Annotated in this window: 30 protein-coding genes and 2 pseudogenes; 18 read left to right on the top strand and 14 right to left on the bottom strand. The window is 67.2% G+C overall.

Features of this window, described 5'->3' with window-relative positions:
• Positions 1 to 68: 68 nt before the first annotated feature.
• The 3 genes from HOW07_RS16870 (at position 69) to HOW07_RS16860 (ending at position 2,313) form a co-directional block, all read left to right on the top strand.
• Positions 69 to 521, top strand: coding sequence for an Lrp/AsnC family transcriptional regulator (locus HOW07_RS16870; RefSeq protein WP_056013555.1), 453 nt, complete (start codon positions 69 to 71; stop codon positions 519 to 521).
• Between the two features lie 54 nt (positions 522 to 575).
• A complete protein-coding gene (locus HOW07_RS16865) occupies positions 576 to 926 on the top strand; it encodes a cupin domain-containing protein (protein ID WP_121292403.1) in 351 nt (116 codons plus the stop codon).
• Positions 927 to 1,044: 118 nt separating this feature from the next.
• Positions 1,045 to 2,313, top strand: a complete 1,269-nt coding sequence (locus HOW07_RS16860; RefSeq protein ID WP_175117929.1) for a GNAT family N-acetyltransferase — start codon at positions 1,045 to 1,047, stop codon at positions 2,311 to 2,313.
• Between the two features lie 75 nt (positions 2,314 to 2,388).
• Here the strand turns inward: HOW07_RS16860 and HOW07_RS16855 are convergent, their stop codons facing one another.
• Positions 2,389 to 2,634, bottom strand: a complete 246-nt coding sequence (locus tag HOW07_RS16855) for a hypothetical protein (RefSeq protein WP_064296806.1) — start codon at positions 2,632 to 2,634, stop codon at positions 2,389 to 2,391.
• Positions 2,635 to 3,025: 391 nt separating this feature from the next.
• On the opposite strand from HOW07_RS16855, the gene HOW07_RS16850 reads away from it, so the two are divergent.
• Positions 3,026 to 3,601 (top strand): hypothetical protein, encoded by a 576-nt coding sequence (locus HOW07_RS16850; protein ID WP_175117928.1) that lies wholly within the window; start codon positions 3,026 to 3,028, stop codon positions 3,599 to 3,601.
• 27 nt (positions 3,602 to 3,628) lie between these two features.
• Entirely contained in the window at positions 3,629 to 4,381 is a 753-nt protein-coding gene (locus tag HOW07_RS16845) for an SDR family oxidoreductase (protein ID WP_175117927.1), read from the top strand.
• Between the two features lie 3 nt (positions 4,382 to 4,384).
• Here HOW07_RS16845 and HOW07_RS16840 read toward each other — a convergent pair whose 3' ends face one another.
• Both HOW07_RS16840 and map read right to left on the bottom strand, forming a co-directional pair.
• Complete coding sequence (locus tag HOW07_RS16840; RefSeq protein WP_175117926.1) at positions 4,385 to 4,885, bottom strand: hypothetical protein; 501 nt, start codon at positions 4,883 to 4,885, stop codon at positions 4,385 to 4,387.
• 61 nt (positions 4,886 to 4,946) lie between these two features.
• The gene (gene map / locus HOW07_RS16835) at positions 4,947 to 5,723 is read right to left on the bottom strand and encodes a type I methionyl aminopeptidase (protein ID WP_175118120.1); all 777 of its coding nucleotides are present in this window, start codon (positions 5,721 to 5,723) and stop codon (positions 4,947 to 4,949) included.
• A 111-nt stretch (positions 5,724 to 5,834) separates the two neighbouring features.
• Between map and HOW07_RS16830 the strand changes: the two genes are divergently transcribed.
• The 4 genes from HOW07_RS16830 to HOW07_RS16815 all read left to right on the top strand — a co-directional run bounded on the left by HOW07_RS16830 (position 5,835) and on the right by HOW07_RS16815 (position 8,691).
• Entirely contained in the window at positions 5,835 to 6,131 is a 297-nt protein-coding gene (locus HOW07_RS16830) for a helix-turn-helix domain-containing protein (protein ID WP_175117925.1), read from the top strand.
• Positions 6,132 to 6,456: 325 nt separating this feature from the next.
• Positions 6,457 to 7,413: an alpha/beta fold hydrolase gene (locus HOW07_RS16825; RefSeq protein ID WP_175117924.1), complete on the top strand. Its 957-nt coding sequence runs from the start codon at positions 6,457 to 6,459 to the stop codon at positions 7,411 to 7,413.
• A 411-nt stretch (positions 7,414 to 7,824) separates the two neighbouring features.
• The gene (locus HOW07_RS16820) at positions 7,825 to 8,295 is read left to right on the top strand and encodes a GNAT family N-acetyltransferase (protein WP_175117923.1); all 471 of its coding nucleotides are present in this window, start codon (positions 7,825 to 7,827) and stop codon (positions 8,293 to 8,295) included.
• 18 nt (positions 8,296 to 8,313) lie between these two features.
• Positions 8,314 to 8,691 (top strand): hypothetical protein, encoded by a 378-nt coding sequence (locus HOW07_RS16815; RefSeq protein ID WP_175117922.1) that lies wholly within the window; start codon positions 8,314 to 8,316, stop codon positions 8,689 to 8,691.
• A 75-nt stretch (positions 8,692 to 8,766) separates the two neighbouring features.
• Here HOW07_RS16815 and HOW07_RS16810 read toward each other — a convergent pair whose 3' ends face one another.
• Both HOW07_RS16810 and HOW07_RS16805 read right to left on the bottom strand, forming a co-directional pair.
• Entirely contained in the window at positions 8,767 to 9,447 is a 681-nt protein-coding gene (locus HOW07_RS16810; protein WP_371743701.1) for an NADPH-dependent F420 reductase, read from the bottom strand.
• A 353-nt stretch (positions 9,448 to 9,800) separates the two neighbouring features.
• Positions 9,801 to 10,910, bottom strand: a complete 1,110-nt coding sequence (locus HOW07_RS16805) for a DNA alkylation repair protein (protein WP_175117920.1) — start codon at positions 10,908 to 10,910, stop codon at positions 9,801 to 9,803.
• Between the two features lie 113 nt (positions 10,911 to 11,023).
• Between HOW07_RS16805 and HOW07_RS16800 the strand changes: the two genes are divergently transcribed.
• The 3 genes from HOW07_RS16800 (at position 11,024) to HOW07_RS16790 (ending at position 13,089) form a co-directional block, all read left to right on the top strand.
• On the top strand, positions 11,024 to 11,206 hold the full coding sequence (locus HOW07_RS16800; RefSeq protein WP_147427152.1) for a hypothetical protein: 183 nt from the start codon (positions 11,024 to 11,026) through the stop codon (positions 11,204 to 11,206).
• Positions 11,207 to 11,451: 245 nt separating this feature from the next.
• Positions 11,452 to 11,979: a cytochrome C5 gene (locus tag HOW07_RS16795; protein ID WP_175117919.1), complete on the top strand. Its 528-nt coding sequence runs from the start codon at positions 11,452 to 11,454 to the stop codon at positions 11,977 to 11,979.
• A 258-nt stretch (positions 11,980 to 12,237) separates the two neighbouring features.
• Positions 12,238 to 13,089: an SDR family oxidoreductase gene (locus tag HOW07_RS16790; protein ID WP_175117918.1), complete on the top strand. Its 852-nt coding sequence runs from the start codon at positions 12,238 to 12,240 to the stop codon at positions 13,087 to 13,089.
• Positions 13,090 to 13,142: 53 nt separating this feature from the next.
• Here HOW07_RS16790 and HOW07_RS16785 read toward each other — a convergent pair whose 3' ends face one another.
• Positions 13,143 to 13,658, bottom strand: a complete 516-nt coding sequence (locus tag HOW07_RS16785; protein WP_175117917.1) for a hypothetical protein — start codon at positions 13,656 to 13,658, stop codon at positions 13,143 to 13,145.
• A gap of 161 nt (positions 13,659 to 13,819) precedes the next feature.
• On the opposite strand from HOW07_RS16785, the gene HOW07_RS16780 reads away from it, so the two are divergent.
• On the top strand, positions 13,820 to 14,392 hold the full coding sequence (locus HOW07_RS16780; RefSeq protein ID WP_175117916.1) for an OsmC family protein: 573 nt from the start codon (positions 13,820 to 13,822) through the stop codon (positions 14,390 to 14,392).
• A 6-nt stretch (positions 14,393 to 14,398) separates the two neighbouring features.
• On the opposite strand, the gene HOW07_RS19690 is transcribed toward HOW07_RS16780, so the two are convergent.
• The 4 genes and pseudogenes from HOW07_RS19690 to HOW07_RS16765 all read right to left on the bottom strand — a co-directional run bounded on the left by HOW07_RS19690 (position 14,399) and on the right by HOW07_RS16765 (position 16,354).
• Entirely contained in the window at positions 14,399 to 15,229 is an 831-nt protein-coding gene (locus HOW07_RS19690) for a type II toxin-antitoxin system HipA family toxin (RefSeq protein WP_371743716.1), read from the bottom strand.
• 90 nt (positions 15,230 to 15,319) lie between these two features.
• A pseudogene (locus tag HOW07_RS19900) lies at positions 15,320 to 15,646 on the bottom strand (HipA N-terminal domain-containing protein); the annotation flags it as partial.
• Positions 15,643 to 15,939, bottom strand: a complete 297-nt coding sequence (locus tag HOW07_RS16770; protein WP_175117914.1) for a helix-turn-helix domain-containing protein — start codon at positions 15,937 to 15,939, stop codon at positions 15,643 to 15,645. The gene HOW07_RS16770 and the pseudogene HOW07_RS19900, both read right to left, overlap by 4 nt.
• A 79-nt stretch (positions 15,940 to 16,018) precedes the next feature.
• Positions 16,019 to 16,354 (bottom strand): NAD(P)-binding domain-containing protein, encoded by a 336-nt coding sequence (locus HOW07_RS16765; protein WP_175117913.1) that lies wholly within the window; start codon positions 16,352 to 16,354, stop codon positions 16,019 to 16,021.
• A gap of 292 nt (positions 16,355 to 16,646) precedes the next feature.
• Between HOW07_RS16765 and HOW07_RS16760 the strand changes: the two genes are divergently transcribed.
• Positions 16,647 to 16,850, top strand: coding sequence for a hypothetical protein (locus HOW07_RS16760; protein ID WP_175117912.1), 204 nt, complete (start codon positions 16,647 to 16,649; stop codon positions 16,848 to 16,850).
• A 36-nt stretch (positions 16,851 to 16,886) separates the two neighbouring features.
• Here HOW07_RS16760 and HOW07_RS16755 read toward each other — a convergent pair whose 3' ends face one another.
• From HOW07_RS16755 to HOW07_RS16745, 3 genes are all read right to left on the bottom strand, one after another.
• Positions 16,887 to 17,534: a hypothetical protein gene (locus HOW07_RS16755; RefSeq protein ID WP_175117911.1), complete on the bottom strand. Its 648-nt coding sequence runs from the start codon at positions 17,532 to 17,534 to the stop codon at positions 16,887 to 16,889.
• Between the two features lie 323 nt (positions 17,535 to 17,857).
• Positions 17,858 to 18,748 (bottom strand): hypothetical protein, encoded by an 891-nt coding sequence (locus HOW07_RS16750; protein WP_175117910.1) that lies wholly within the window; start codon positions 18,746 to 18,748, stop codon positions 17,858 to 17,860.
• Between the two features lie 13 nt (positions 18,749 to 18,761).
• On the bottom strand, positions 18,762 to 19,469 hold the full coding sequence (locus HOW07_RS16745) for an MmpS family transport accessory protein (RefSeq protein ID WP_175117909.1): 708 nt from the start codon (positions 19,467 to 19,469) through the stop codon (positions 18,762 to 18,764).
• A 168-nt stretch (positions 19,470 to 19,637) separates the two neighbouring features.
• On the opposite strand from HOW07_RS16745, the gene HOW07_RS16740 reads away from it, so the two are divergent.
• From HOW07_RS16740 to HOW07_RS16730, 3 genes are read left to right on the top strand one after another with little or no spacing between them, the layout of a single operon-like run.
• Positions 19,638 to 20,216 (top strand): suppressor of fused domain protein, encoded by a 579-nt coding sequence (locus HOW07_RS16740; protein ID WP_175117908.1) that lies wholly within the window; start codon positions 19,638 to 19,640, stop codon positions 20,214 to 20,216.
• A 39-nt stretch (positions 20,217 to 20,255) separates the two neighbouring features.
• On the top strand, positions 20,256 to 20,576 hold the full coding sequence (locus HOW07_RS16735; RefSeq protein ID WP_175117907.1) for a nucleotide pyrophosphohydrolase: 321 nt from the start codon (positions 20,256 to 20,258) through the stop codon (positions 20,574 to 20,576).
• Entirely contained in the window at positions 20,563 to 22,368 is a 1,806-nt protein-coding gene (locus HOW07_RS16730) for a DUF2075 domain-containing protein (protein WP_175117906.1), read from the top strand. The genes HOW07_RS16735 and HOW07_RS16730 overlap by 14 nt, the downstream gene beginning before the upstream one ends.
• A gap of 30 nt (positions 22,369 to 22,398) precedes the next feature.
• On the opposite strand, the gene HOW07_RS16725 is transcribed toward HOW07_RS16730, so the two are convergent.
• Positions 22,399 to 23,493, bottom strand: coding sequence for a hypothetical protein (locus tag HOW07_RS16725; RefSeq protein ID WP_175117905.1), 1,095 nt, complete (start codon positions 23,491 to 23,493; stop codon positions 22,399 to 22,401).
• A 278-nt stretch (positions 23,494 to 23,771) separates the two neighbouring features.
• On the opposite strand from HOW07_RS16725, the pseudogene HOW07_RS19895 reads away from it, so the two are divergent.
• Positions 23,772 to 24,140, top strand: a pseudogene (locus tag HOW07_RS19895) (Swt1 family HEPN domain-containing protein); the annotation flags it as partial.
• Positions 24,141 to 24,308: the final 168 nt, after the last annotated feature.

The following is a 24,308-nucleotide window of genomic DNA, read 5'->3' as shown; positions in this document are numbered from 1 at the left end:
ACCCGAGCCGCACGGCTTCCCTCGCTACGCTTGCCAGATGACCATCCGCCCGCTGCCGGAGGAGCCACATGAACGACCTTGACGACATCGACCGTCGGCTGATCGCGATCCTGCAGCAGGACGGACGGAAGGCGTTCTCTGAGATCGCCACCGAGACCGGGCTGCCGGCGTCGTCCGTCCGCTATCGGATCCAGCGACTCGAGGACACCGGGATCCTGCAGATCGTCGGCATCGCGAACCCGCTGTCGATCGGCTTCGACCACCTGGCGCTCATCGGCATCCGCTGCGAGCCGGGGATGGCGCGCGGGGTGTGCCAGGAGCTGTCGAAGCACGCGGAGACGAGCTACGTGGTGCTCACGAGCGGCGGCTTCGACGTGATGGTCGAGGCCGTGTGTCGCGACATGGACCACTACAAGACGTTCCTCCTCGACACCCTGCAGCCGACGCCCGGGGTGCGGTCGACCGAGACGTTCTTCGTGCTCGAAGCCCACAAGCTCGCCTACGGCTGGGGCGTCGGGTAGGCCGTCTGCCTGCGCCGACCCCGCTCGTCTCCGACCTGCTCAGAGAGGTACCTCATGACCGATCACCTGCTCGCCCCCAACGCGGTGCTCCAGGGCGCTGACATGGCGCTCGCCGACAACCCGCTCGCGCCCGAGGACGTCGTCTCGGGGTCGCCGCGGAGCGGGATCGTGTCGCTCGCGGCCGTCGGTGACACCGAGGTCGGCGTCTGGGAGTTGGGTGTCGGCGTCGTGCAGGACACCGAGATCGACGAGGTGTTCGTGGTCCTCTCGGGTGAGGCGACGGTCGACTTCGCCGACGGCACCCCGTCGCTGGAGCTCCGTGCCGGTTCCATCGGCCGGCTCGCCGCCGGCGCTCGCACCACCTGGACCGTCCGCGAGACCCTCCGCAAGGTCTACGTCGCCTGACCCGCGCGACTCCCGGCGCGGCAGCAGGACATCCGCCCGACAGCAGGACGCTTCGTGCCCGTCCGTCCTGGTCTCGCGCCGATCTCCTGCGTTCCGTGCACCCCAATAGGCTTGTCGCATGAACCTGCGCACCGTCGAGCTCGACCACACGGACCACGCCGCCCTCGACCTCTGGTGGGGTGCAGCGTCCCGCGGCTTCCTCTCCAAGCCCGACACCGACGTGGCGGTGCGTGCCGAGCGGCGTCAGCTCCTCGTCGGCAGCTCCATCCTCGGGGTCTACGACGACACTGCTGCCGAACCGCTCGTCCCCGTCGGCACGCTCGGTTCCTTCCCGACCGCCCTGTCGATCCCCGGCGGCTCGGTCCGTGCCCTGGCCATCACCGAGGTGACCGTCTCGACGTCCCATGAGCGTCGAGGCATCGCGCGATCGCTGATGGAGAACCGACTCCACCACGCCCAGGCCACCGGCGCCGCAGTCGTCGCCCTCACCGCGAGTGAGGCGACCATCTACGGTCGCTACGGCTTCGCCCCGGCGACCTGGGAGTTCACGCACGAGGTCGACCCCAAGCGCGTCGCTTGGCGGGGTGCGCCGCCCGCCGGCCGCGTCCACACGCTCGACCCGCGCTCGCTCGCGACCCTCGCGCCCGGGCTGTTCGAGCGCTCCCGCGGCACCGGTGACATCGACCGCGGTGTCGCCTGGTGGAAGCAGGCCCTCCGTGAGGTGACCATCCGGCACTTCAGCCACGGTGAGGGTGACACGCTCGCCCTCCGCTACGACGACGCCGACGGCGAACCGCAGGGCTACGCGCTCTACCGCGTCGGCGAGGAGTGGGGCACGATCGTCGTCGACGACCTCGTCGCCACCACCCCGGAAGCCCGCTACGCGCTCTGGCGGCACCTCACCGGGATCAGCCTCACCACGAAGGTCACCTTCCACCAGGCTCCGACGGTCGAAGCGATCCAGTGGCGACTCGTCGACCGCCGCGCCGTCAAGACCACCGCGCGAGCCGACTCGCTCTGGCTCCGCATCGTCGACGTGCCGACCGTGCTTGGCGCGCGCCGGTTCACCGTCCCCGGGGCATCCGAACCTCGCGAGCACCTGCTCGACGTCGAGGACGCCCTCGGCCTCGCCGGTGGTCGGTTCGCGCTCCGCATCGACGAGCACGGTGCCGCGGTCGCGGAACGCCTCGGCGATGTGCCGGAGTCGGCCGACGACACCGACGCTGTGCGCCTCACCGTCAACGAGCTGTCAGCTGTCCTCCTCGGCGGCCCGCGCGTGTCGGCGCTCGCCGAAGCGGGGCTCATCACCGGGTCGTCCGAGGCGGTGCGAGCGCTCGACCTCGCCTTCGCCACGGAGCAGGCGCCCTTCCTGCGGACGCACTTCTAGGGGGATCCCCGCGCCGACTCCTCTGGTCGCTCAGGGCGCGATCACTCAGGGCGGGATCGCTCAGGGCGGGATCGCTCAGGGCGCGGTCGCGCTGAGGAAGATCGCCGCGGCGGGGAGTCCGAGCAGGACGAACCAGCCGGTGATGAACGCGCCGACCAGGCCGGTCGCGAGGATGAAACCGCCGATGGTGGCGGCGAGGGTGCGGAGCAGCTGGCGTTGCTCGGCCGGGATGCTGCGGCGCAGGGTGCGGGGGAGTGCCGCGAGCTGCGGGCGTGACGTGCGGATGGAGCCGGTGGTGGCGGGGTGCTGCAGGGTCGTCATCGGGGTCGGGTGGTTCCTGGTCGGGTTCGGTCGGGAGGTGCGCTCCGGGAACGCCTGATCGGTCGGGTTGAGATCTGTATCTCGGAGTGCAGATTTGTTATACACCGTGGTGAACGTGCCTGCAACTCGTCGATGCAGCATCGTCGGCGGCGCACAACGGTGACACCGCTCCACAGGCACACGATCCGCGGTCGCCGTGTCATGCCCACCAACTGTCGAGCCGTCGAGTGGCTCCCGATCGATACCGTCGCTGCAGTATCGCGACGGCCATCGTCGCGGCAAGGCCAGGACAGGAGCAGGTGTGGACACGATCCCGGATGACACGGGCACCGATTCTCTCGGGGAAGCGCCGCCAGGAGGCCGTTCCAGCTCGCTCGGACGGCGTTCGATCGTGGCGATCGTCGTCGCGGTGGTCGCTCAGCTGAGCGTCTTCGCGCTACTGGTCGTCGCCTGCACGGCACAGGTCGGTGAGTCACGGGGTGATCATGCTTCGCCGGTGGCAGAGGCGCCGACGATCGACCCGAGCACTCCTCAGCGTGACGACGAGCTTCCCACCCGAGACGAGGTGTTCGCCGTGGCAGCAGACCTCCTCGGGCGGATGGTCGATACGGCGTCGGGCGGACAGCCGTTCGCGTTCTCGCCCCAGGCTTCGGAGGCGCCCTGCAGGAGTCTGGCGCCGTCCGGCCGCGCTACGAGGCTGGCGCGCATGGCCGTCGAGGTCGAACTGCCGGTCGGAACGAGTCGCGACGTGCTCGTCGACCTCATCAACGGGTACGCGCCGCCGCTCGAACTCGCGGCCGACTCGGACGAGTTCCGGTCGATGCTCATCGTGCCGTCGCACGGCGGGCTCGAGCTGTCGACGCAGCTCCGCGACGACGCCATCATCTTCGAACGAGAGCTGCGATCCGATGCCGACGCGCTGCGGATCACCGTCGAGAACGGCTGCTTCGTTCCGCCGATAGAGTGACAGCGGCCGAGCAAAGGGGAATGTCGCATGAAGATCGTCGTCGCAGGAGGCAGCGGGATGGTGGGGCGACACGTCGTCGCGGTGGCCGAGGAGCGCGGGCACCGGGTGGTCGCACTGTCGCGTGCCGCCGGTGTCGACCTCGCCACCGGAGCCGGGCTCGCGCAGCAGCTGGAGGCCTCGGATGTCGTCGTCGACGTCACGTCGACGGCCACCCAGTCCACCCAGCGGTCGCGCCAGTTCTTCGGCGCGGTCACCCGCAACCTGCTCGAGGCAGAGGGTGCCGCCGGCGTGCCCCACCACGTCGCACTCTCGATCGTCGGAAGCGACCGGGCGCCGTTCGGCTACTACGCGGGCAAAGCGCTGCAGGAGGAGCTCGTCAGCACCGGGCGTATCCCGTGGACGATCCTCCGGGCGACGCAGTTCCACGAGTTCGCGCAGCAGATGGTCGAGCGGTTCCGCTTCGGCCCCGTCACGATGGTTCCGACGATGACCTCGCAGCCCGTCGCCGCGCGCGAGGTCGCCGAGCGTCTGGTCGAGCTGGCGGAGGGGGAGCCGCAGGGGCGCCCCGCCGACCTCGCCGGGCCCGAGGAGTTGCGGATGGCCGCGATGGTGAAGGCCTACACTGCGGCGACGGGCGTCCGTGGTCCGGTGGTGGAGATCCCGCTGCCCGGCGGCTTCGGCAAGGCGATGCGCGACGGCACCACCCTCGCCGGACCGGACGCGCAGCGCGGTGTGCAGACGTTCGCGCAGTGGATCGACGGGCTCAGTGCCGCTCGCTGAGCGTCAGCTCCGCTGAGCCGCCCGGACGTCCTGCATGAGTCGAGGCGTGCGCCACTCGCCGACCCGCTGGAACCACGCGGACGGTGGGTAGGCGAGCCGGACGACGAAGTAGTTCACGTACTCGATGACGCCCAGCAGCCAGACGAGCGGGATCCCGATGGCCGCGAAGGGGTGGGCGGGGAACCAGACGATGATGCCGATGAGTCCGGAGAGCAGCAGTGCCGCGTCGAGCACGCGAAAGCCGCGATAGATGGCGGCGAGTCCGCGAGGCATCGTGCCCTGCCTGACCCATCGCCGGGCGAGCAGCCAGTAGACGCCGGCCTGCACGAGGATCACCAGCAGCGGTACGAGGGCCGACCAGAACGCGAGCGCATCGGTCGGCCGTTCGAGCAACGGCAGCACCGACACGGACGCGACCCAGATGAACACGACGGCAGCGAACAACTCACCGAGTCCGAGGCTCAGGTACCGGCGCCGGAGGACCGTGCCGCGATCGTCGGTCATGTCACCAGCCTAGACACGGTCTGTCACGTCGGTCGAGCGGGCTCGACGGGCCTTCAGATGCTCAGAACGAGACGGTCGGCAACGTCATGATCTCGGCGCCGTCCTCGGTGATCGCGATGGTGTGCTCGCTGTGGGCGGTGCGGCTGCCGGTCACGCTGCGGAGGGTCCAGCCGTCGGCGTCGGTGACGAGCTTGTCGGTGTCGGCCATGACCCACGGCTCGATCGCGAGGAGCAGGCCCGGGCGCAGCTTGTAGCCGCGGCCGGCACGACCGTCGTTCGAGACGTGCGGGTCCTGGTGCATGGTCGTGCCGATGCCGTGCCCGCCGAAGTCCATGTTGACCGGATAGCCGGCGCCACGCAGCACGGTGCCGATCGCGAAGGAGATGTCGCCGATCTTCGCACCCGGCTTGGCGGCGGCGATGCCGGCGGCGAGGGCTTCCTGGGTGGTCTCGATGAGCGCGAGGTCCTCGGGGGTCGCCGTGCCGACGACGAAGCTGATGGCCGAGTCGGCGGCTATGCCGTCGAGCAGGACGGCGAGGTCGAGGGTGAGGAGGTCGCCGTCGGCCAGCGCGTAGTCGCGGGGGAGACCGTGCAGGACGGCGTCGTTCACGGCGGTGCAGATGTAGTGGCCGAAGGGGCCGCGACCGAAGGAGGGTGCGTAGTCGACGTAGCAGGAGACGGCGCCGGCGTCGAGGATCATCGCTTTGGCCCAGCGGTCGATCTCGAGGAGGTTGGTGCCGACCGTCACCCGGTGCTTGAGAGTGTGGAGGATGTTCGCGACGAGCTCGCCGGTGCGACGTGCCTTCGCGACCTCAGTGGGGGTGAAGATCTCGATCATGCGGGGCCCTTCCGTCTGCATGCTGCGTTCGTGGTGCGGTGGTGTTCGTGCCGCGAACGGCGCTCGACCAATAACTATACCGGTCAAACTATCCCGTACTACACTGGGCGCATGGTCCGCCTCCCGCTCACCCCCACCGACGTCGAACGCGGTCAGCGCCTCGGTGCACTCCTGCGTGAGGCCCGCGGTGAGCGGTCCATGCTCGACATCGCGCTCGATGCCGGCCTCTCGCCGGAGACGTTGCGCAAGATCGAGTCCGGTCGGGTCGCGACGCCGGCGTTCTCCACCATCGCCGCCATCGCGGAGGTGCTCGGTCTCTCCCTCGACGAGGTCTGGACCACGATCAGCCCGGCCCGGCGTGCCGCCGCCCCGTCCGGCGAACGCCTGCGCGAGCGCCTCGTCTCCTAGCTCTCCGGTCCGTCCCGGTCCTCTGACGGATGTCCCGGTCCCTGAGCTTGTCGAAGGGCCCATGCAGTCCCGCGGCCGTATCCGCCCGACGCGCCACCCCGGTCCCTGAGCTTGTCGAAGGGCCCATGCAGTCCCGCGGCCGTATCCGCCCGACGCGCCACCCCGGTCCCTGAGCCTGTCGAAGGGCCAACGCAGTCCCGCGGCCGTCTCCGCCCGACGCACCACCCCGGTCCCTGAGCCTGTCGAAGGGCGCGCACCGTTCCCCCGGTCCCTGAGCTTGTCGAAGGGCCTGCACTCCTGGCCCGAGCTGTGTAGCGTGGCACGGATGACCGAGGAGCAAGCCGACCCGCACACCACCGGTTTCGTCGACGTCGACTACGGTGCGTCGATCTTCGTCGAGGAATCCGGCATCCCGGACGGCGTCCCCGCGCTCTGGCTGCACGGTGGCCCCGGCGGTTCGCTCGGCTCCGGCTGGTACCGCTCGCACTTCAATCTGTCGCGGTACCGTCTCATCGGCATCGATCAGCGCGGGAGCGGACGCAGCCTGCCGAACATTGTGGAAACTCGCGACCAGCTCGACGAGCACACGACCCAGCGTCTGATCGCCGACATCGAGGCGGTGCGCGTCGCCTCGGGTGTCGAGCGCTGGGTCGTGTCCGGGGTCTCGTGGGGGACGACGCTCGCCCTCGCCTACGCGCAGGAGCATCCCGACCGGGTGATCGCGCTGGCGCTCGTCGCGGTGACGACCACGAGTCGTGACGAGGTCGACTGGATCACCGAGGGCGTCGGCCGCGTCTTCCCCGAGGAGTGGGCACGGTTCGAAGCTGACAGCGGTCGGCGGGACGGCGAGCGGATCGTCGAGGCCTACGCGCGTCGTCTCCGCGAGGGCGACGCGGCCGAGCGCACCGACGCCGCGACCGCCTGGGACCGCTGGGAGAGTGCGCACGTGTCACTCGACCACCCGGAACGCGTCGGCCAGCTGTTCGACGACGCGACCGTGCGCGAGGCGTTCGCGACGCTCGTCACCCACTACTGGAGTCACGACGGCTTCCTCACCGGCGACCGGGCGGTACTGTCGCGGATGGACCGCATCGCGCACATCCCCGGCGCGTTGGTCCACGGCCGCCGGGACATCAGCGGACCGGCCGTGACCGTCTGGCTGCTCCATCAGCTGTGGCCGGCGAGCGAGCTGACGATCGTCGAGACCGAGGGCCACGGTGGCACCGAGGAGAGCGCCGTGCTTCGTGCGGCGCTGAACCGCTTCGCGGCGCTCGGTCCCTGAGCTGCCCCTTCCGCTCTCTGAGCCACCCCTTCCGGTCCCTGAGCTTGTCGAAGGGCGCCCGAGCACCTCGACATGCTCGACGTGCGGACCTCGGTCTCGAGCCACTCGGCTAGCGGCGGTCACAACCATCCCGCTCCCTGCCCTTCGACAGGCTCAGGATCCGCCTGTCGAAGGGCCCACGAGTCCGCCCCTCCCGCTCGGAGGCTTTCGCCCGGGCGGGCGTCCCTCGTGTGCACTTCGACAAGCTCAGTGACCGTCACTCGGTTCCGGGTCACTGGTGCCTCGGCGGTCCCTCCGCTCGAGACACCCTTCCGTTCCCTGCAGTTCGACAGGCTCAGGATCAGGCTGTCGAAGGGCGCCGCGGAGGGGCCGCCTCCCTTCCATGACAGCGGCCCGTGGCACACTCGACCCATGGAACCCGAGGTCGTGATCCGCGTCGCAACGCCGGCCGATGCCGCCGGGTTGGCGGAGCTGAAGCTCATGATGTCGCCGCCCGCCGCCCCGCTCGCGGACTGGGAACGGGCGCTGTTCGCACATGACCTCGTCTCGTGGATCGCGGTCGACCCCGACTCACGGGTGTGCCTGGTCGCCGAGGTCGACGATCGGCTCGTCGGCATGGCGTGGCTCGTCGTGTTCTCCCGCGCACCCAACATCGGCGCACTCCGTCGGCTGACGGGCGACGTGCAGAGCGTGTTCGTCCGCTCGGAGTTCCGTGGTCGCGGCATCGCCGGCCGTCTCGTCGACGGACTCCTCGACGCCGCCCGCGCTCGCGATATCGCCCGTGTCTCCGTCAGCTCGAACGACGGGGGTGCGCCGGTCTACCGCCGCGCCGGGTTCGAGGAAGCGCCGCTGCTTCTCGAATGGCGGGCCGAGCGGGACTGATCCCGCTAGCCTCCAACGGTGGCTCTTCAAGAACTCGTCTGGTTCGTCCTACTCGCCCTCGCTGTGGTCGTCGTGCTCATCGGGAGCATGAATTACGTCCGTCGGCCGAGCTGGCAGGGTCGGGCCTTCCGGATACTCGTGCTCACGAGTCTGCCGACGTTGGTCATTCTGGTGATCGGCAGTCTCTCGGTGCTGTACGGCTGGAAGGTCCTGCCCGCGATCGCGCCGATGCTGTTGTTCGTCGGCGCCCTGCTGCAGATCGTCCACGCGAGTAGTGACGCCGACAAGCTCAGTGATGGCGCGCGCGACGCGCTCTCGCTCTCCGGCTGGACGGCCGTGCTCTTCGGCGCCGGGTGGGCGGTCGGCGACGCGCTGCTGCCGCAGGATTGGTCGTGAACGACCAATCGCCCCGAATGGTCGCTTCCAGAGATCCTGGGCGACCGCTCGAGGCGATTCGCGATGCGGCGTGACTTACATGTCGCGGTAGCGCTTGGCCTCGGCGACGAGTTCGCGCAGCTTGTCGGCGTCGACGTCCGGGCCGTAGCCGGGGGTGTCGCGCTGGATGCGCCATCCCTCGGAGAGCGCGCCGATGTCGAGGGGCTCGAACCCGAAGGAGTCGATGAGTGCGGCGACGGTGGCCTTCGCGTCGGCGTCGTCACCGGCGATGACGAGGGCCCGGCGGTTCGGGGTGCCGGACGGCTTGCCCTTGGTGGTGAGGTCCGCGGCGTAGATGTGGTTGAACGCCTTCACGACCTTCGACTCGGGGAGGTGCGCCTGCAGCATCTCGGCCGTGGTGGTGGTCTCGGCGTCGAGCTCGGCGATGTGTCCGTCGCGCTCGGGGTAGTAGTTGTTCGTGTCGATGACGACCTTGCCCGCGAGCGGTGCGACGGGGACGGTGTCGATCGCGTGCAGCGGGATGGTGACGATGACGATGTCGCCACGCTCGGCCGCGTCGAGGGCGGTGCCGGCGGTGGCGTGCTCGCCGAGCTCCGAGACGAGGTCGGTGAGCGTCTCCGGTCCGCGCGAGTTGGACACGATGACGTCGTGACCCTGCGCCACCGTGAGGTGTGCGAGCTGAGAGCCGATGTTTCCTGAACCGATGATTCCGATGGTTGTCATGTTCAGGGGAACGGTTGGTGTGGGGTCGGGCATTCCTGCCTGGCACGGATCCGGAGCCGTCGTTCAGGTTCGGACGTTCGCCGCGGTCGTCCGAACACCGTCGCTCGGTCGGGCACCGTCCGCGTTCGGCCGAGCGCCATCCCCGTTCGACCGCGCACCGTCCCCCTTCCGGCCGAGCGCTGTCCGGTACGGCCGAGCGCCGTCCGGTGCGGCCGAGCACCGTCCCGGTCACCGAGCACCCGCGTCGGTCACTGAGCTTGTCGAAGTGCGCCCTTCGACAGGCTCAGGGACCGGGACGGTGGCGCCCTTCGACAGGCTCAGGGACCGGGATGGTGGCGCCCTTCAACAAGCTCAAGGATCGGAGCTCAGCAGTGGGGGCGCCCGCCTCACTCCACCGGCGGCAGCAGCTCGAACGCGAGCGGTTCGGTCGCGACCCCGTTCACCTGCAGCGCGATCCCGTGCGCACCCGGGTGGTAGCGGCGGGTGGTGATCGCGCGGAACGAGTGCTCCCGGGTGAGGAGGATGTGCTCACCGGGCGCCAGCTCGGTCGTCGTCAGCTTGAACGTCTTCGTCGTCTGCGAGCCGTTCGCCTTCTGGTGGTGCACGACATAGTCGATCGCCAAGCGGGCCGTGTCGGTGCCGGTGTTGCGGACGGTCGCGACGAATCGGACCGTTCCGCCGAACGGGATGTGGGCGATATCGACCGCGAAGCCCTCTACCTCCGTCGTCGCTGCGCCGAAGCCGAGGGCCGCGAGCGCACCAGGGTTGCCGCGCTTCACGAGGGTGCGGAGCGCGTGGCGGACGAGCGCAGGAGTGTTGGCGTCGGGGTCGGCCAGCCAGCGGTTCGCGGTGGCGACGACGAAGTCGGGGTCGTCGCGGCTGAGGTCGTTGAGGTGGTTGGCGACGGAGCGGCGCACGTACTCGCTCGGGTCGCGGTAGAGGGCGTCGAGGATCGGGACGGTGATGCCCGGGTTTGAGACGATCTCCCGCACGCGCACCGCCCACGGCAGGTAGGGGCGGGTGCCTTCGCTGGCGAGGCGGCGGATGTGCTCGTTGTCGGAGGTGGTCCAGTCGAAGACGATGGCGAGCGCGCGGTCGAGGTCGTGGCGGAGCAGGGTGCGGATCGCGAACTCGGCGCTGAGGCGCTGGGTGAGTTCGGCGAGGAGTCGCATGGCGTCGTCGAAGGCATCGGGGGTGCCCTCGTCGACCGCGCGGGCCGCGACGGCGCTCGTCACCGGCCAGATCAGCCAGCCGGTGAACGCGGGGTCCGTCGACTGAGCGGTGCGGATGACGCCGGCGAGCATCGCGTAGTCGCCCGGGACGTCCTCGAGCAGGGCGTCGCGCAGGAGGTCGGCCCTCTCGCGGAGGGCGAGGCCGTCGAGGTGCTCGGCTGCCTGAGCCGTGGCGGCGAACGGGTTGCCCGGCGCGGCCTCCTGGAGCGAGCGGGTGAGGGTGCGGGCGACGGCGGTGCCGAGGAGCTCGTCTGCGAAGGGCATACGGCGATCATGGCCTGTGCCGCTGACAGGTGTGCCGTGTGCAAGGGCCCACGGCGTGAGGCGAGCCCCGAGGGCCTTCGATTGAGCGAGATCAGGTCGATATGATCTTCGCCATGTCGGAGCGAGCAGAGCAAAAATCCGAGAATGCCCACCGGTTCGAAGCGGCGGAGTTCTACCGCGGAGCAGGTGGGCAACGGATGAGTGCAGGTGACCGGATTGTCTACGAGGAGATGGAATCAAGGCTCGCGGAGGCGGTCGAACGCCACCAAGCGGCTCGTGATGAGGATGAGATTTGAGACGGGGGTTTGGGGCTGCGCGTCCCATCTAGGTCGAGTTGCCCGAAGGTGATCCGATTTCAACAGATCCTCGACAGATTCGGGTAAGTCAAGACCGTTCGGGCGGCGTCCGAGGGCAGGTCGGTGCCGGCCTCGTGCCGGTCCGCGCGCCTACGCGGGTCGCCACGACTGAAGGATGGCCGACATCGGCCTTGTCCTTTGGCGTGTTCCACCTCCGTTCACCCGGTCGCGGTAGCCTGGCGCGCATGACTGCATCGCTGACTGCCCTGGCCGAAGAACTCACGCGTCGGGGCCTCGTCGTCTCGCCGGAGATCGAGGACACCTTCGTCTACGGGCTCGCCCGCTTCGACGCGATCGACGCCGAGGTCATGCTCAACGTCGACCCCGAGCCCGAGGAGCAGGAGGGCGAGCCGGAGCCGGCGGCGCTCGCCGACTTGGCGCAGCGGGTCCTCTCGACGCCCACGGCTGAGTGGAAAGTGTTGCTCGACCGGGTGGCGTCGGAGATCGAGGAGGCCGTCGAGTCGGACGAGGTCATCGAGACCGCCGACCTGCGTGACGACCTCGTCCTGCGCTCGGTGATCGTCTTCATTGACGCCGTGCTGCTCTCGTTCGACGCGCCGAAGCAGTTCCCCGACAGCTCGGTGCTCGTGCAGCTCGACGCCGATCTCGCGTTCGAGGCCGTCGAGGTCGAGCCCGACGAGGACGACGAAGAGGGTGTCGAGTCGATCGAGTTCTCGACCGTCGAGGAGCTCGTGCGCCGCCTCTCGATGTGAGCGCGGCCGTCGACTGCTGATCACGAGTCGCCAAGGTTCAGGTGCTGCACACATCCCTCCGGTGGCCCAGGGTGACGACCCCCACCATCATGGATCGCGCCAGAGCGTCGACGGGGCCCACGATCGGCGACCCGCCCGCGGACGCAGTGGTCGAGGCGTCTGGACTCCGCCCAGTCGGGTCACCGGGCCAGCCGACGGGGCGGTAGCCTGCGAGAGCGGCGTCGTCTCCGGAGCGCCGACCTTCGAAAGGACGCCGACATGACCGCTTCCTCCACCCTCGCCGTCACGGGAGCGACCGGTGTCGTCGGCGGCCTCGTCGCTGCCGACCTGGCCGCACGCGGAATTCCGCAGCGACTGCTCGTCCGCACGCCGACCAAGGCGCCGCAGCTCGCAGGGTCGACGGTGCATCCGGTCGAGTACGGCGACCGCGATGCGGCCCGTGCCGCCCTCGAGGGTGTTGAGACGCTGTTCATGGTGTCCGCGGCGGAGAGCGCGGATCGCCTCGACCAGCACCGCACCTTCATCGACGCTGCAGCCGAGGCCGGCGTGGAGCACGTCGTCTACACCTCGTTCGTCGCTGCGGCTCCCGACGCGGTGTTCACGCTCGCGCGCGACCACTTCGCGACGGAGGAGCACCTCAGAGCCTCCGGTATGCGGTGGACGTTCCTGCGCGACAGCTTCTACATCGACTTCATGGAGGCGCTCGTGGGGGAGGACGGCGCGATCCGTGGTCCTGCCGGCGACGGGCGTGTCGCGGTCGTGGCGCGAGCCGACGTCGCCAGGACCGCCGCGACCATCCTCGCCGCACCGGCCGAGCATGCCGGTCACACCTACGAACTCACGGGACCGGAGGCGCTCAGCCTCACCGAGGTCGCGGCGATCATCACGGCCGTCCGTGGTACGCAGGTCTCCTTCGTGGACGAGACCCTCGACGAGGCCTATGCGTCGCGGGCCGGCTATGGCGCGCCTGGCTGGCAGGTGGACGCCTGGGTGAGCACCTACACCGCGATCGCGAGTGGCGACATGGCCGCCGTCAGTCGCGATGTCGAGGCGATCGCGGGCACGCCGCCGCGCTCCCTCGAGGTCTTCTTGCGCGACACCCCGCGCTGACGGCGGCAGACCGCATCAGACCGCGGACAGTTCTCGTGCGTCCGACGGATTGACTACTGCGTGTCCTCGGGGCCGTTGTCGAACGGGCGGGTGAACACGTTCTCGCTGAGACGGATCCAGCCGTCGGCGGGGTCGAGCTCGGTGTCCGCGACGTCGTCCGACAGCGGACGGTACTCGTTGACGCTGTCGCTCACGCTGAAATTGCGCGCCGAGCAGCTGAACGCGCCGCCGTTCGGGCCGGTGAGGAGCACGCAGATCAGGTCCTCGCCGTTCTGGGTCGCGCGGGCGAGGAACACGTCCGTGTCCTCGTGCACGGCGACGAGACGCGACGACGACGGGTCGATGTCGAAGTCCTGGTCGGCGGCGAAGGCGATCGTGTCCGCCCGCAGCTCGTCCTCCGACACCTGCGTGCCGCCGAGGTCCGAGTAGCTCGTCGCCGGATCGGTGCAGGCGGCGAGGGTCATCGCGAGCGCGACGACGCCGAGCGCCGCGGCGATACGTCTGCAGCTGTGGTTGCGTCTGCAGCTGTGAATGTGCGCGCTGCGATCGCGCGTGATGCGGTTGTGCATGACGTCCCCCGAGGTCAGTTGCCTCAGCCTAGAGCGGCGTCCGCGGGCTGTCGTCAGAGCTGGCACTGAGACCCGTGCTGCAAGACCTCCCCGAGCCGCCCGATGACGACTTATGACGCGTACCGCTGGCGTGGTCGCCGCCGATGGGCTGAGCTGTCCGCATGACTCTCCTCACCGACAACGCCCCCACAGCCCCCGCCGTCCCGGCTGCCTCGGCCGCCGAGCGAGCGGACCGACTCAACGCCGCCGGCGCCTCATGGTCCGAGCGCATCGCGTCCGCGCCGTCGAGTGCCGCGCTCACCTACCGGGTGTCCGGTTCCGGCGAGGGCTCCGTCGCGAGCGCGATCGCCGCAGGCAAACACCGCTTCATCGTGGATGAGCCCGCGGCGCTCGCCGGAGACGATGTCGCTGCCAGCCCGGTGGAGTTCGCGCTCGGTGCGCTCATCTCCTGCCAGATCGTGGTGTACCGCCTGTACGCGAACGCGCTCGGCATCCAGCTCGACGACATCAGCATCGACGCCGAGGGCGACCTCGACGTGCGCAACCTCTTCGGCATCACCGACGAGGTCCGTCCCGGCTTCTCGACGATCCGGCTCGACATCCGTCTCACCGGCCCCGAGACCGACGACCGTTACCAGGAGCTCCGTGCAGCGGTCGACGCGCACTGCCCCGTCCTCGACCTGTTCCAGAACCCGACGCCCGTGGAGGTCGTGGTCACGAAGGTGGGAAGCTGAGTCACATCACACAGACCGAAGCGACTGCAGGCCGGTCGAGAACGAGTCCTCGAATCGACCGAACTCGGCCGTGGTGATGTCGTTCCGCCGCGCCACGTCGCGCCAATCCGCGATCGCCTCAGCCACCTCGCTGAGTATGGTGCGCGCTTCGTCCTGAGAGAGTCGGCACAACCGGGCGAGTTCCTTGAGCCCCTCGGCTTGGTCGGCGGGGAGGTCCGCGCCGGCTATCGCCGTCTGCCGCATCTCTGCATTCGGGTTCGGGTTCACGTCGAATGCGGGGCTGAGTGACCATCCGCCACGGCCGTGCAGGAAGCCGTGATTGCGCAGGTGATCGTCCGTGTTGTTCAGTCCGACGCTGACTGCGACGCGGCGGAACAGCTCGCGCGCGTCTGCGGAGGCCTGCGCGCTGACCTCCGCGAGGCGATCCGCGATGTCCGTGTAGTCGGATTGGTCTCCGTCATGCAATTCCAGCACCGTCATCGCGCTCATGTAGCCGATGCGCGAGGGATCGCGGTCGAATCGGTCGAGAAGGAGCACATGGCGGCCCTCCACGCGGATGAGACGGCGTCGTGGAACACGCACTCCGGCTGCCTCTGCGAGGTCCAGAGCGGTCGCCTCCCACGCCATGACGTCCCATTCGTCATGCTGGTGGGGGAATTTCGCGATCATCTGCCGGCCGGTGTCGTCGAGCACCGCTGACTTCGGTCGAGCTCCGCCGAGTGATCCGGTTCCTGCCGCGAGCAGTGCTTTCACGGCTTCGAAATCGTCGGCCTCGGTCGTGTTCGCGGCCGCATCGGCGGCACGAAGCAGCTCAGGCAGGCGGATGAGACGCGGCACCTCGTGTCCGGCGCTGAGGAACTCAGGGCGGTCTCCAGTGGTCGCCCGGAACCGCAGAGCGCCCTGCCGAGTCTGGTCGCTCACCTCTGTGAGGAAGTCGGCATCGTCGAACTCGCGTGGTCTGCGATTCTCCACGCGTGCACGCGCCCGTTCGCGCTTCTTGATGAGATTGCGGCCCCAGCGGTCGGGTGCTGCGTCCGCGAACGCTCCCGGCAACCCGCGCGTTTGTTGTGTTCCTGACACTATCCGCAGTGCGGGGTCGAGCTCGTATGCGGTCGGGTTCTCGAGGTAGGTCGTGTCGTACTGGAATGTGGTCGAGGTGAGCGTGCCGCGGCTTCGATGGAACTGGGCACGTCCTGCCAGGAGGGTCGTGCCTGAGATGTCGACATGCACTTCTACGGAGTCGTAGAGCGTCATCGAACGCGCTTTCGCTCGAGCTGGCTCGCGCGAGCGCGGCCGAGATCGGTATCGAGGGGGTCGAGCGCGCGCGTCAGGGTGTCGAGCACGCCGAGGGCTCGTGCGACGCGCAGCACGATATGAAAGCTGACGCTCGGGTCTCCGTGTTCAAGCTTGCGGAGTGTGTCTCGAGTGATGTCGGCGCGGTCTGCAACCTGCGCGGCAGTGAGCCCGAGGATCTTCCGCCAGCCCGTGAAGTCCAGCCCGACCTCGCGAGCGGCGCGCAGTACCGCGGGGGGATGGTCCTGGGGCATGAGATACTCCGATACAGACGACTATTGTCGCCAGTATAGCATTTTATGACGATTATGCTCGCCATTGTTGCGAGAGCGGTTACGGGCTACCGACGAACACCTTCCCATCATCCGCGACCGATTCCTGCTCTGGGAGGTGCGCCTGCAGCATCTCGGCCGTGGTGGTGGTCTCCTCGTCGAGCTCGGCGATGTGGCCGTCGCGTTCGGGGAAGTGGTTGTTCGCGTCGATGACGCCCCTACTCGCGAGTGGCTCGACGGGGACGGTGTCGATCGCGTACAGCGGGATGGTCACGATCACGATGTCGCCGCGCTCGGCCGAGTCGAGGGCGGTGCCGGCGGTGGCGTGCTCGCCGAGCTCCGAGACGAGGCCGGCGAGCGTCTCCGGAAGCCGGTACCGGTCCCTGAGCTTGTCCAAGGGCGGCCCGCTCACACCCTCTGCCGGTCCTTGACCCTTCGGTCCCTGAGCCTGTCGAAGGGCTGACCGGGACTCGAGATGCGCTCGGTCCGGGCCCATCGCCCGGCCGCTGCGGTACTGATGGTGCTCTCCGCCGCACCCTCCCGGGCCGTCGTTTGACATCGCTCGGCGTTCGTCGCGGCCAGAGCGATTCACTGAGCCGACAGGGTCATTTTGACTAGGTGAGAGAAGGTTTGGAAGAACGCTCTCGTCGCGGCACACTGGCCCGATCGTCATGACCGATTGGAGAACCATGCCCCACGCCGCCACGAAGCTTTTGACGCCTCACGTCAGTACCCCTGTCCGTCGTTTGCGGCTCAGAAAGCGCGAGATCCTCCTGCTGATCGGCGCAGGTGTCATCGACATCGCCATCCATGCCGTGCTGGCGCGCCTGACGGTCGATTTCGCGCCACAGCTGGTCGCGCTCTTCATCAGCTCCGTGATGTACGGATTCTGACTCTGTGCAGTGGTGCGTCGAACCACTCGCTGATGGCTACTCCCACACGGTGATCGCGACATCGGCTGTCGTCTCGTCGAACTGCGTGACCTTCACTGCCGCGTAGCGACCCGTTTGCAGTCGCAGACACGTGGTGGGTTCGGCGAGCAGATGCGGCTCGAGGCTGGTCGTCTCGGCCCAGCCGGTCGCCGCCGCACAGGCTTCGTAGGAGGCTGATCCATCCTTGAGCACCAGTGAGGAAACGCCGTACCCGAGTCGGACGTTCGTGCCGTCGTAGTAGATGGTGTCTGAGTACGTGGAGTTGTCTCCGCGACTGAAGTTCGGCAGGGTCGAATTCAGGTCGAGACGGTCACCCTTCTTCGCAAGCGTGACTGAAGCTGCCGCTCGGATGTCATGTGCGTCCTCCGGGTCTACTTCGAACGGTACGAGCTGCCGGAGGTCACTGTTCTCCGATCGCAGGTCGGAGATCATCTCCTGGCGTGCTTCCGCTGTCGCCTCGGCGGCAGTGAGTTGCTCGGAGAGTGATGCGATTCGACCGTCACGGTCCACGATGGTTGGGATGGTCAGGATAAGCGTGATGGCCGCGGTTACGATGCCGAGTATGGCTGTTCCGAGGCTGAGGAGAGCGTTGCGGCGTTGAATGTGACTCGTTCCGCGGTCCATGCGTGTCGATTCGGAAGTCATGCGCCCAGCTTGATTCTGCGGCGATACCCCAGCGGACTGCGACACGCGAGAATGAAATTTCAGCTGTCCGGCGCGCAAGGACGGTGGCTAGCGGCCACGGTTCCGACTGTGCCGCAAGGTCCCGTCCCTACTTGTTCTCCGTCACCCCATCGGCACCCGACGCCGTCGCATACGCTCCCGTCGCCGTCTGCTCAGCGACCACATCGCCGTCGACGGTGATCTTGCAGCTCACGGACCCGGTGTCCTCCGCGCCGTTCTGCGCCTGGAGGGAGTAGGAGGCGAAGTCTTCCGTGCCCCGGATCCGACACTGGTGGAGGTTTGGGTCAGGATGACCCTGCGGACGATTGAGCGATCTGGATTTTTCGTCGCCCGAGTGTCTCGACTGCAGTTTGGAACTGTAGGAGAAGTGCATCGACAGTCAGTCGAAGGGTCTCAACGTTGTTCGTAACTTGCATGTTGACCAATCCGTCGTCATCGACGGCCATCTCAGTGCCGTGCATGAAGTGTATTGAGCGCAACATGGAGGGGTGGCTCAATCCGCTGATCAAGCGCCATACCATCTCGCCGTAACCGCCCATCACTCCCGTAGCTTCTGTCGCCTGGCCAACTATTTCCGCGAATCCAACGGCGTGCTTTACGAGTGTCGGATCGGGCACGCCCGCACGGCCCGCAACCCCGCGAATTTGATCGACGTAGCGCTTCCTCCAGGCCTTCTGCCCCTTCCGGTGTTGATCCAACATAGGGGCTTGCCCGTCTCGGACGTAGTTCTCGGAAGCGTTCGAGAGTGAGGCTTCGTCTCGCACCTCGCGCCACAGATTGCGGAGGTGACGTTCTACCCTCGCTTTCGGTTCATCGGGATGCAGTACCCATAGCGCGACGGAAGCGGCCTCCAGGCCGGATCGGGCAACCGGATAGTGAGCGACGAGCGGTATGGAGAGCGGACCCCCCGATGGGATCAGCGTGGTGAGTGCTCGGAGACAGTCAGCCGCATGATTCAGACTGTGGTGAGCGTGCGAACTGAGGTGAGTCCAGCTCGTGATGATGTCGTCCTGTGCCAGTTCACTCCGTGGTCCGGCGCCTACTCTCGACACTCGGTTCCACCGATCGAGTAGCTCAGGGACCACGGAAAGCCTGTTCCGGATCGCACTTACAGTGGCCAGCGCCTCGGCGTCCACCATCGGAACGGCGTGAATGCCATGAAGTTCTTCAGCCATCGCGGCTTTCCACCTACTTGTTCTCCGTCACCCCATCGGCACCCGATGCGGAGCACGACACCGTCGCGTACGCGCCCGACGCCGTCTGTTCCGCGACCACGTCGCCGTCGACGGTGATCTTGCAGCTGACCGAACCGGTGTCCTCGGCTCCGTTCTGCGCCTGGAGCGAGTAGGAGGCGAAGTCGTACTGCTGACCGGCCTTGACGGTCAGCTCCTTGATGAAGGGGAGCGCCTGGCCGGAGGACTGCTCGGTGCTGCTGCTGCCGGCCGAGTAGGTGGAGTAGGTGATGGAGGCGTCGGTGGCGGTCCCGTTGACCTCGTAGACGATCGAGATATCCCTATTGGCGGCTTCGGATGACTTCGCTTCGGCGGTCTTGACGGCGTCGCTGATGAGTCCGGCGAACCCGGCCGTGTAGGTGATCGCGAGGATGATGCTCAGGACGATCGCGACGGCCGAGATGATCGTGCCGGCGACGGCGAAGCCCTTCGTCCGGTTTTTCAAGCACAGCGCGATGATGCCGAGCACGAGTCCGACGAGTCCGACGAACCCGGCGACGTAGTTCAGGATCGGGATGAACGCGCCGATGAGCGCGAACCCACCGACGATGAGGGCGGCGATGCCGAGTCCGTTGCCGCGCTTGCCGGTCTTCACCGGAGCCGGGCCGGGCACCGGCAGCGGATAGGGCTGGTTCTGGGCGGGCGGCTGATTCGAATACGACATGCGCGTGGTGCCTCTCTGCTGCGTTGCTTCCACCGTACCGAGGGTGGGCGTTCAGGGGCAGGGGTGGACGGAACGCCGGTGACGGCGGTGTCGTGCCGGTGAAGCTCGGCGAGGGCTCTGCTTCGCGACGGTCTGCCGGACGTCCGCACGCTTCGTTAGGCTCGGCCCATGAGTAGCGATGTCCCTCTCGTCCCGGGCGAAGACGCCTTCCCGCTCCACATCTTCGACGCTCTCGGCGTGGACCCGGTGGTGTTCAAGGACCGCATCGGTGGGTCGGTGATGGTGATCGAGAAGCGCCCTGAGGACGGACCGGTGACGATCCTGACGTCCGGGGTCTCCCGGCTCGCAACCGACACCGGTGAGCGGATCGAGCTCGCCGTGGAGGTGGTCGACGGTCAGCAGGGTGCCGCGATGGTCGCGCTGCGCATCGTGATCAACGAGATCGCGACCAACCGCCGGGTGCCCCCGGTGCTCGCGCCGTGGCGCAATGGCACGCCGTTCCTCAACGGGACTGCGATCTCCGCGCTCCTGGTGACGCCGTCGCGCTGGGGAGCGTCGTTCGACGAGATCCGGAACGAGGCCGGCCAGGTGGTCGGGCACGTGCGGACACTGCGTCTGCTCACGGACGGCGAGGCCGCGGTCGCGGGGGAGCGTGGGTGGGATGCGCTCGTTGCCGAGGTGGGGTCGGTGGATGCGTTGTTGGATGTGGAGCGAGCGGAGCCGTTCGACGATTCGGGCGCGCAATAGCCAACCGCTCGCATTGGTCGCCGCTGATAGATTGACCGGATGGCGGACCCCTCACTGCGCGACGAGCTCGCCGATTTCGTGGCCGAGCGTGATTGGGCACAGTTCCATACGCCGGAGAACCTTGCTAAGAGCATCTCGATCGAGGCAGCCGAGCTACTTGAATGCTTCCAGTGGGGGGCGGATGCCGACACCGGTCGCGTGCGCGACGAATTGGCCGATGTCCTCACCTATTGCTTGTTGTTGACGGATCGGCTCGGTCTCGATGCGGAGACGATCGTCCGCGACAAGCTCGCACGGACGCGGGAGAAATACCCGGTGGAGAAGACGCGGGGGCGGTCTGTGAAGTATGACGAACTTTGAGATCACGAGTCTCGACTTCACATCGACCGAGGTCAAGCTCTGGGCGGCGGGTGATCGCCGATTCAGCGATTGGCCGGTCGTGTATCTGTTGGATGGGCCGGTCGGATCGTCCAACGTTTCTTCGGCCCCGCGACGGAAGCGGGCCGGTGTCGCCGCCGAGCGTGATGTCTACGTCGGTGAGTCGCTCAACGTCGCTGCGCGTATGCGTCAGCACTTCGAGTCCACAGCGAAGGAACATCTCACCGGTCTTCGCGTGATCGTGGATGAGACCTTCAACAAGTCGGTCTGTCTCGATCTCGAATCCTTCCTGATCCGCATGCTCGCCGGGGACGGCGCCTACCAGGTGCTCAATCGCAACGACGGCATCGTCGACGCCAACTATTTCGATCGCGACCGCTACCGCGAGTCCTTCGAGGACGTCTTCGATCGGCTCAGGGCGGATGGTGTCTTCACTCGATCCCTCCCCGAGATCGAGAACAGTGATCTCTTCAAGCTGTCGCCGTTCAAAGCGCTGACACCAGATCAGACCATCGCTGTCGAGGGCGTGCTCGAGGGGCTCTTCGAAGACCTCTCCCGGTCGCAACGAAGTACGACCGTCGTTCAAGGCGATCCCGGCACCGGCAAGACGGTCGTCGCGATCTACCTGCTGAAACTGATCGCTGACATCCGAGGATCAGCGGCCCTCGACGAACCTGACGATGACACGCTCTTCTCGTCGTTCTTCAACGAGCGTCACCGCGAGCTGCTGCAGGGTTTCAAGATCGGGATCGTCGTCCCGCAACAGTCATTGCGCGCTTCGATCAAGCAGGTGTTCCGCAAGACGCCTGGCCTGCACCCGGACATGGTGATGACCGCGTTCGATGTCGGGGCATCCGACGAGGAATTTGATCTCCTCGTCGTCGATGAGGCGCACCGGCTCAATCGGCGTGCGAACCAACCATCCGCGGCACAGAACAAGCAGTTCCGCGAAATCACGACCAGGTTGTTCGGCGGAGACGACAAGTCGAAGACGCAGCTTGACTGGATCATCGCGAAGAGCTCGCACCAGATCTTCCTGCTCGACGCCGGACAGAGTGTCCGTCCCGCGGACGTTCCCGCTGAGCACCTGCACCAGTTGGTCGCCAGTGCGCAGGCCGCTGATCGATACGCCGGCCTCGCCTCGCAGATGCGCGTGCGCGCGGGGTCAGGTTACGTGGACTACGTCCGGAACATCCTCGGAAACCAGGTAGAGATCGAGTTGGCGCCGGACTTCGGCGAGTACGACCTCAGATTGTTCGACGACCTCGCTGAGATGCGAGAGGAGATCCGCCAGCGGGACGCCGAGTTCGGACTCGCTCGGATGGTCGCCGGCTACGCCTGGGAGTGGAAGACGAAGAACGACAAAGACGCATACGACATCGTCATCGACGACGTCTCAATGCGCTGGAACGGCACGCAGACCGACTGGATCGCGTCGCCGAAGGCGCTCGAGGAGGTCGGCTCGATCCACACCGTTCAGGGATACGACCTGAACTACGCAGGAGTGATCATCGGGCCAGATCTGCGGTACGACGTTGAGGCGAATCGCATCGTCTTCCATCGAGAGTCCTACTTCGACAAGAAGGGCAAGGAGAACAACCCGGCTCTCGGCCTGACCTACTCGGACGACGATCTTCTGCGCTACGTCACGAACATTTACACGGTGCTGCTGACTCGCGGTATCCGCGGGACCTACGTATATGTGAGCGATCCCGCGCTGCGGGCGCACCTCGGTAGCGTCCTGCCATCGCAGTTCGCGGAGGGATCTCGTTAGCCGCCACTGAGGTTGCGGTGGCCCGGCGCGTTAGTCGGCGGGTTCCAGTGTGTGGAACGAGTCGCCACTGCGGACGACAACGGTGATGTCCAGAGTCGCCATAAGCTCCAGGAGCTCTTGCTCCGGGCAGCCAGGTAAAAGGACGACTGGGGTCACGGTAAATCCCGCGCGTCGCGCGATATGCGCGTAGTCAAGCACCTGGCCTATTGCGGTCCTCACATAGGCGCGTCCTGAGGACTTCTTCGCCTCGACGATCCAGCCGTTCGACTCGACGTAGAGATCAGGCACGACCGTGGACGATCCCGTGGGAAGCGTGAGCCGCTTGATGACGTGATCTTGGCTCTTAAGCCAACGGCCGAAGTCGGCCTGCAGCTCGAATTCGACCCGCGAAACCACTCGTTCGCCGGTTGTGACCAGCTCATCCTGGGCGACGACTATGTCAGAGTGATTCGGCGGCGTCCACTCGGTGATCGTGGCACCTGCCGGGCGCTCGCCGCCATACGCCGGGAGGAGCGTGGTATCGGCATCGACGGGCACGAGATTGAAGATGATCCCGGACCGAGGGGCACCGCTCGCATCGGGGATTGTCTCCATTCGATAGACAGGCTCACCCGTTGTGAACGCGCCGACGTAGGTCGCCATCGTCCCGCTCGTCCGAAACAAACGGATGGTCTTGCCATCGGCAGCTGCATCGCGCAGAGCTTTGTTTCCGCGGAGAAACTCGTGGTGTCCTTCTTGCCCCTCGCCCGTGTACGAATAGGAGCCGTCCTCACGTAGCCCCTCGAACCGGTCGTAGCCGAACTTCGCGCCCTCCTTGGGGTCGGTGAAGATCAGAATGGCGGGGATGCTCTTCGGAGTCGAGATTCCGCCTTGCTGCTGACCACGAAAGGCATCATGGATCTCGCGGCGACGGACTGTGTCGCCGACCTCGAGCGTCCACTGACGTTCCTTGCTGGCCTCGCTTGCGGGAAGACGTGAACGCACTGCGTCGGCTTGCTCCTCGCTGAGCTCCCAGCGCGTCGTCCCGGTTGGAAGCGTGCCGTACAGCTCCCGGAGGACGTTGCGAATGCGTTTTTGATCCACCTGGAGCTCGAGGGAGAGACTTGCAGGTGTGATGAGCGGCATGAGCCGACACTAGCGGCCAGGTGTTGCCTATCGGGTGGATGGCCAACTCTTGTTGGGCAAGTGACCGTCAGTTGCGATGGGTCGGGAAGCTCGCGAGGCAGTGGTGTCCCCAGTGTTCGTTAGGGTTCGTACAGGCGCGCCCGGCAGACTTCCTGGGGTCGTGGCGACAACGTCTCACTGTCGCGACAGACACCACAGGGTGTAGTTCTGTCGCGGCCATCTGATGGTCGAGGTCCGCGCCCGAGTCAAACGCACCACCCCAATGAAAGGCCGCACACGTGGACGCTTCTGAACTCAACTCCGCCGTCGGCCAGGGGCTCGAGCAGCTCGGGTTGGGGCTTCGGCCCATCGTCGAGGGTGCGTTTGGCGAGGCGGTTCCTGGGGTCGAGTGGACTCGGATCATCGAGGAGAAGGACCGCACGGCCGGGATCGGGCACGGGCGGTACTCGGCGACCGACGTGTCGCTGATGCTCAGGGCGATGACCGAGCGGATCGGGGAGCTGGGGTACCCGTTCGACCGCGTGCTGTCGCGAAGCGCTCGCGGGTACGCGAGCGAGCTTCGGGAGGTTCGGAATGCCTGGGCCCACAACGCTGGGTTCACGGAGCAGTCGGCGTATCGGGCGTTGGATTCAATGCAGTTGTTGTTGGAGAGCGTCGGGGCGGCGGAGCAGGCTGCGGTTGTGGGGGAGTTGAAGGGGCGGGTGTTGGGCCCTTCGACAAGCTCAGGGACCGATGGGCTGAGCTCAGGGACCGAGGACGTTGCGTTGGCCGGGGCTGGGAGCGTTGGGGAGATGGGCCCTTCGACAGGCTCAGGG

The sequence above is a fragment of the Plantibacter sp. MCCC 1A11337 genome, from assembly GCF_013349365.1.
Lineage (GTDB): Bacteria > Actinomycetota > Actinomycetes > Actinomycetales > Microbacteriaceae > Plantibacter > Plantibacter flavus_A.
This window is presented reverse-complemented; position numbering and strand designations above follow the sequence as displayed.

Coding starts and splice junctions, on each gene's coding strand:
- map (WP_175118120.1), bottom strand. CDS start 5,723: ATGATCGAGATCTTCACCCCCACTGAGGTCGCGAAGGCACGTCGCACC.
- HOW07_RS16730 (WP_175117906.1), top strand. CDS start 20,563: ATGACGAACTTTGAGATCACGAGTCTCGACTTCACATCGACCGAGGTC.
- HOW07_RS16860 (WP_175117929.1), top strand. CDS start 1,045: ATGAACCTGCGCACCGTCGAGCTCGACCACACGGACCACGCCGCCCTC.
- HOW07_RS16825 (WP_175117924.1), top strand. CDS start 6,457: ATGACCGAGGAGCAAGCCGACCCGCACACCACCGGTTTCGTCGACGTC.
- HOW07_RS16740 (WP_175117908.1), top strand. CDS start 19,638: ATGAGTAGCGATGTCCCTCTCGTCCCGGGCGAAGACGCCTTCCCGCTC.
- HOW07_RS16735 (WP_175117907.1), top strand. CDS start 20,256: ATGGCGGACCCCTCACTGCGCGACGAGCTCGCCGATTTCGTGGCCGAG.
- HOW07_RS16760 (WP_175117912.1), top strand. CDS start 16,647: ATGCCCCACGCCGCCACGAAGCTTTTGACGCCTCACGTCAGTACCCCT.
- HOW07_RS16800 (WP_147427152.1), top strand. CDS start 11,024: ATGTCGGAGCGAGCAGAGCAAAAATCCGAGAATGCCCACCGGTTCGAA.
- HOW07_RS16795 (WP_175117919.1), top strand. CDS start 11,452: ATGACTGCATCGCTGACTGCCCTGGCCGAAGAACTCACGCGTCGGGGC.
- HOW07_RS16780 (WP_175117916.1), top strand. CDS start 13,820: ATGACTCTCCTCACCGACAACGCCCCCACAGCCCCCGCCGTCCCGGCT.
- HOW07_RS16845 (WP_175117927.1), top strand. CDS start 3,629: ATGAAGATCGTCGTCGCAGGAGGCAGCGGGATGGTGGGGCGACACGTC.
- HOW07_RS16870 (WP_056013555.1), top strand. CDS start 69: ATGAACGACCTTGACGACATCGACCGTCGGCTGATCGCGATCCTGCAG.
- HOW07_RS16805 (WP_175117920.1), bottom strand. CDS start 10,910: ATGCCCTTCGCAGACGAGCTCCTCGGCACCGCCGTCGCCCGCACCCTC.
- HOW07_RS16820 (WP_175117923.1), top strand. CDS start 7,825: ATGGAACCCGAGGTCGTGATCCGCGTCGCAACGCCGGCCGATGCCGCC.
- HOW07_RS16750 (WP_175117910.1), bottom strand. CDS start 18,748: ATGGCTGAAGAACTTCATGGCATTCACGCCGTTCCGATGGTGGACGCC.
- HOW07_RS16840 (WP_175117926.1), bottom strand. CDS start 4,885: ATGACCGACGATCGCGGCACGGTCCTCCGGCGCCGGTACCTGAGCCTC.
- HOW07_RS16855 (WP_064296806.1), bottom strand. CDS start 2,634: ATGACGACCCTGCAGCACCCCGCCACCACCGGCTCCATCCGCACGTCA.
- HOW07_RS16790 (WP_175117918.1), top strand. CDS start 12,238: ATGACCGCTTCCTCCACCCTCGCCGTCACGGGAGCGACCGGTGTCGTC.
- HOW07_RS16770 (WP_175117914.1), bottom strand. CDS start 15,939: ATGCCCCAGGACCATCCCCCCGCGGTACTGCGCGCCGCTCGCGAGGTC.
- HOW07_RS16830 (WP_175117925.1), top strand. CDS start 5,835: ATGGTCCGCCTCCCGCTCACCCCCACCGACGTCGAACGCGGTCAGCGC.
- HOW07_RS16745 (WP_175117909.1), bottom strand. CDS start 19,469: ATGTCGTATTCGAATCAGCCGCCCGCCCAGAACCAGCCCTATCCGCTG.
- HOW07_RS16865 (WP_121292403.1), top strand. CDS start 576: ATGACCGATCACCTGCTCGCCCCCAACGCGGTGCTCCAGGGCGCTGAC.
- HOW07_RS16755 (WP_175117911.1), bottom strand. CDS start 17,534: ATGACTTCCGAATCGACACGCATGGACCGCGGAACGAGTCACATTCAA.
- HOW07_RS16725 (WP_175117905.1), bottom strand. CDS start 23,493: ATGCCGCTCATCACACCTGCAAGTCTCTCCCTCGAGCTCCAGGTGGAT.
- HOW07_RS16810 (WP_371743701.1), bottom strand. CDS start 9,447: ATGCCCGACCCCACACCAACCGTTCCCCTGAACATGACAACCATCGGA.
- HOW07_RS16785 (WP_175117917.1), bottom strand. CDS start 13,658: ATGCACAACCGCATCACGCGCGATCGCAGCGCGCACATTCACAGCTGC.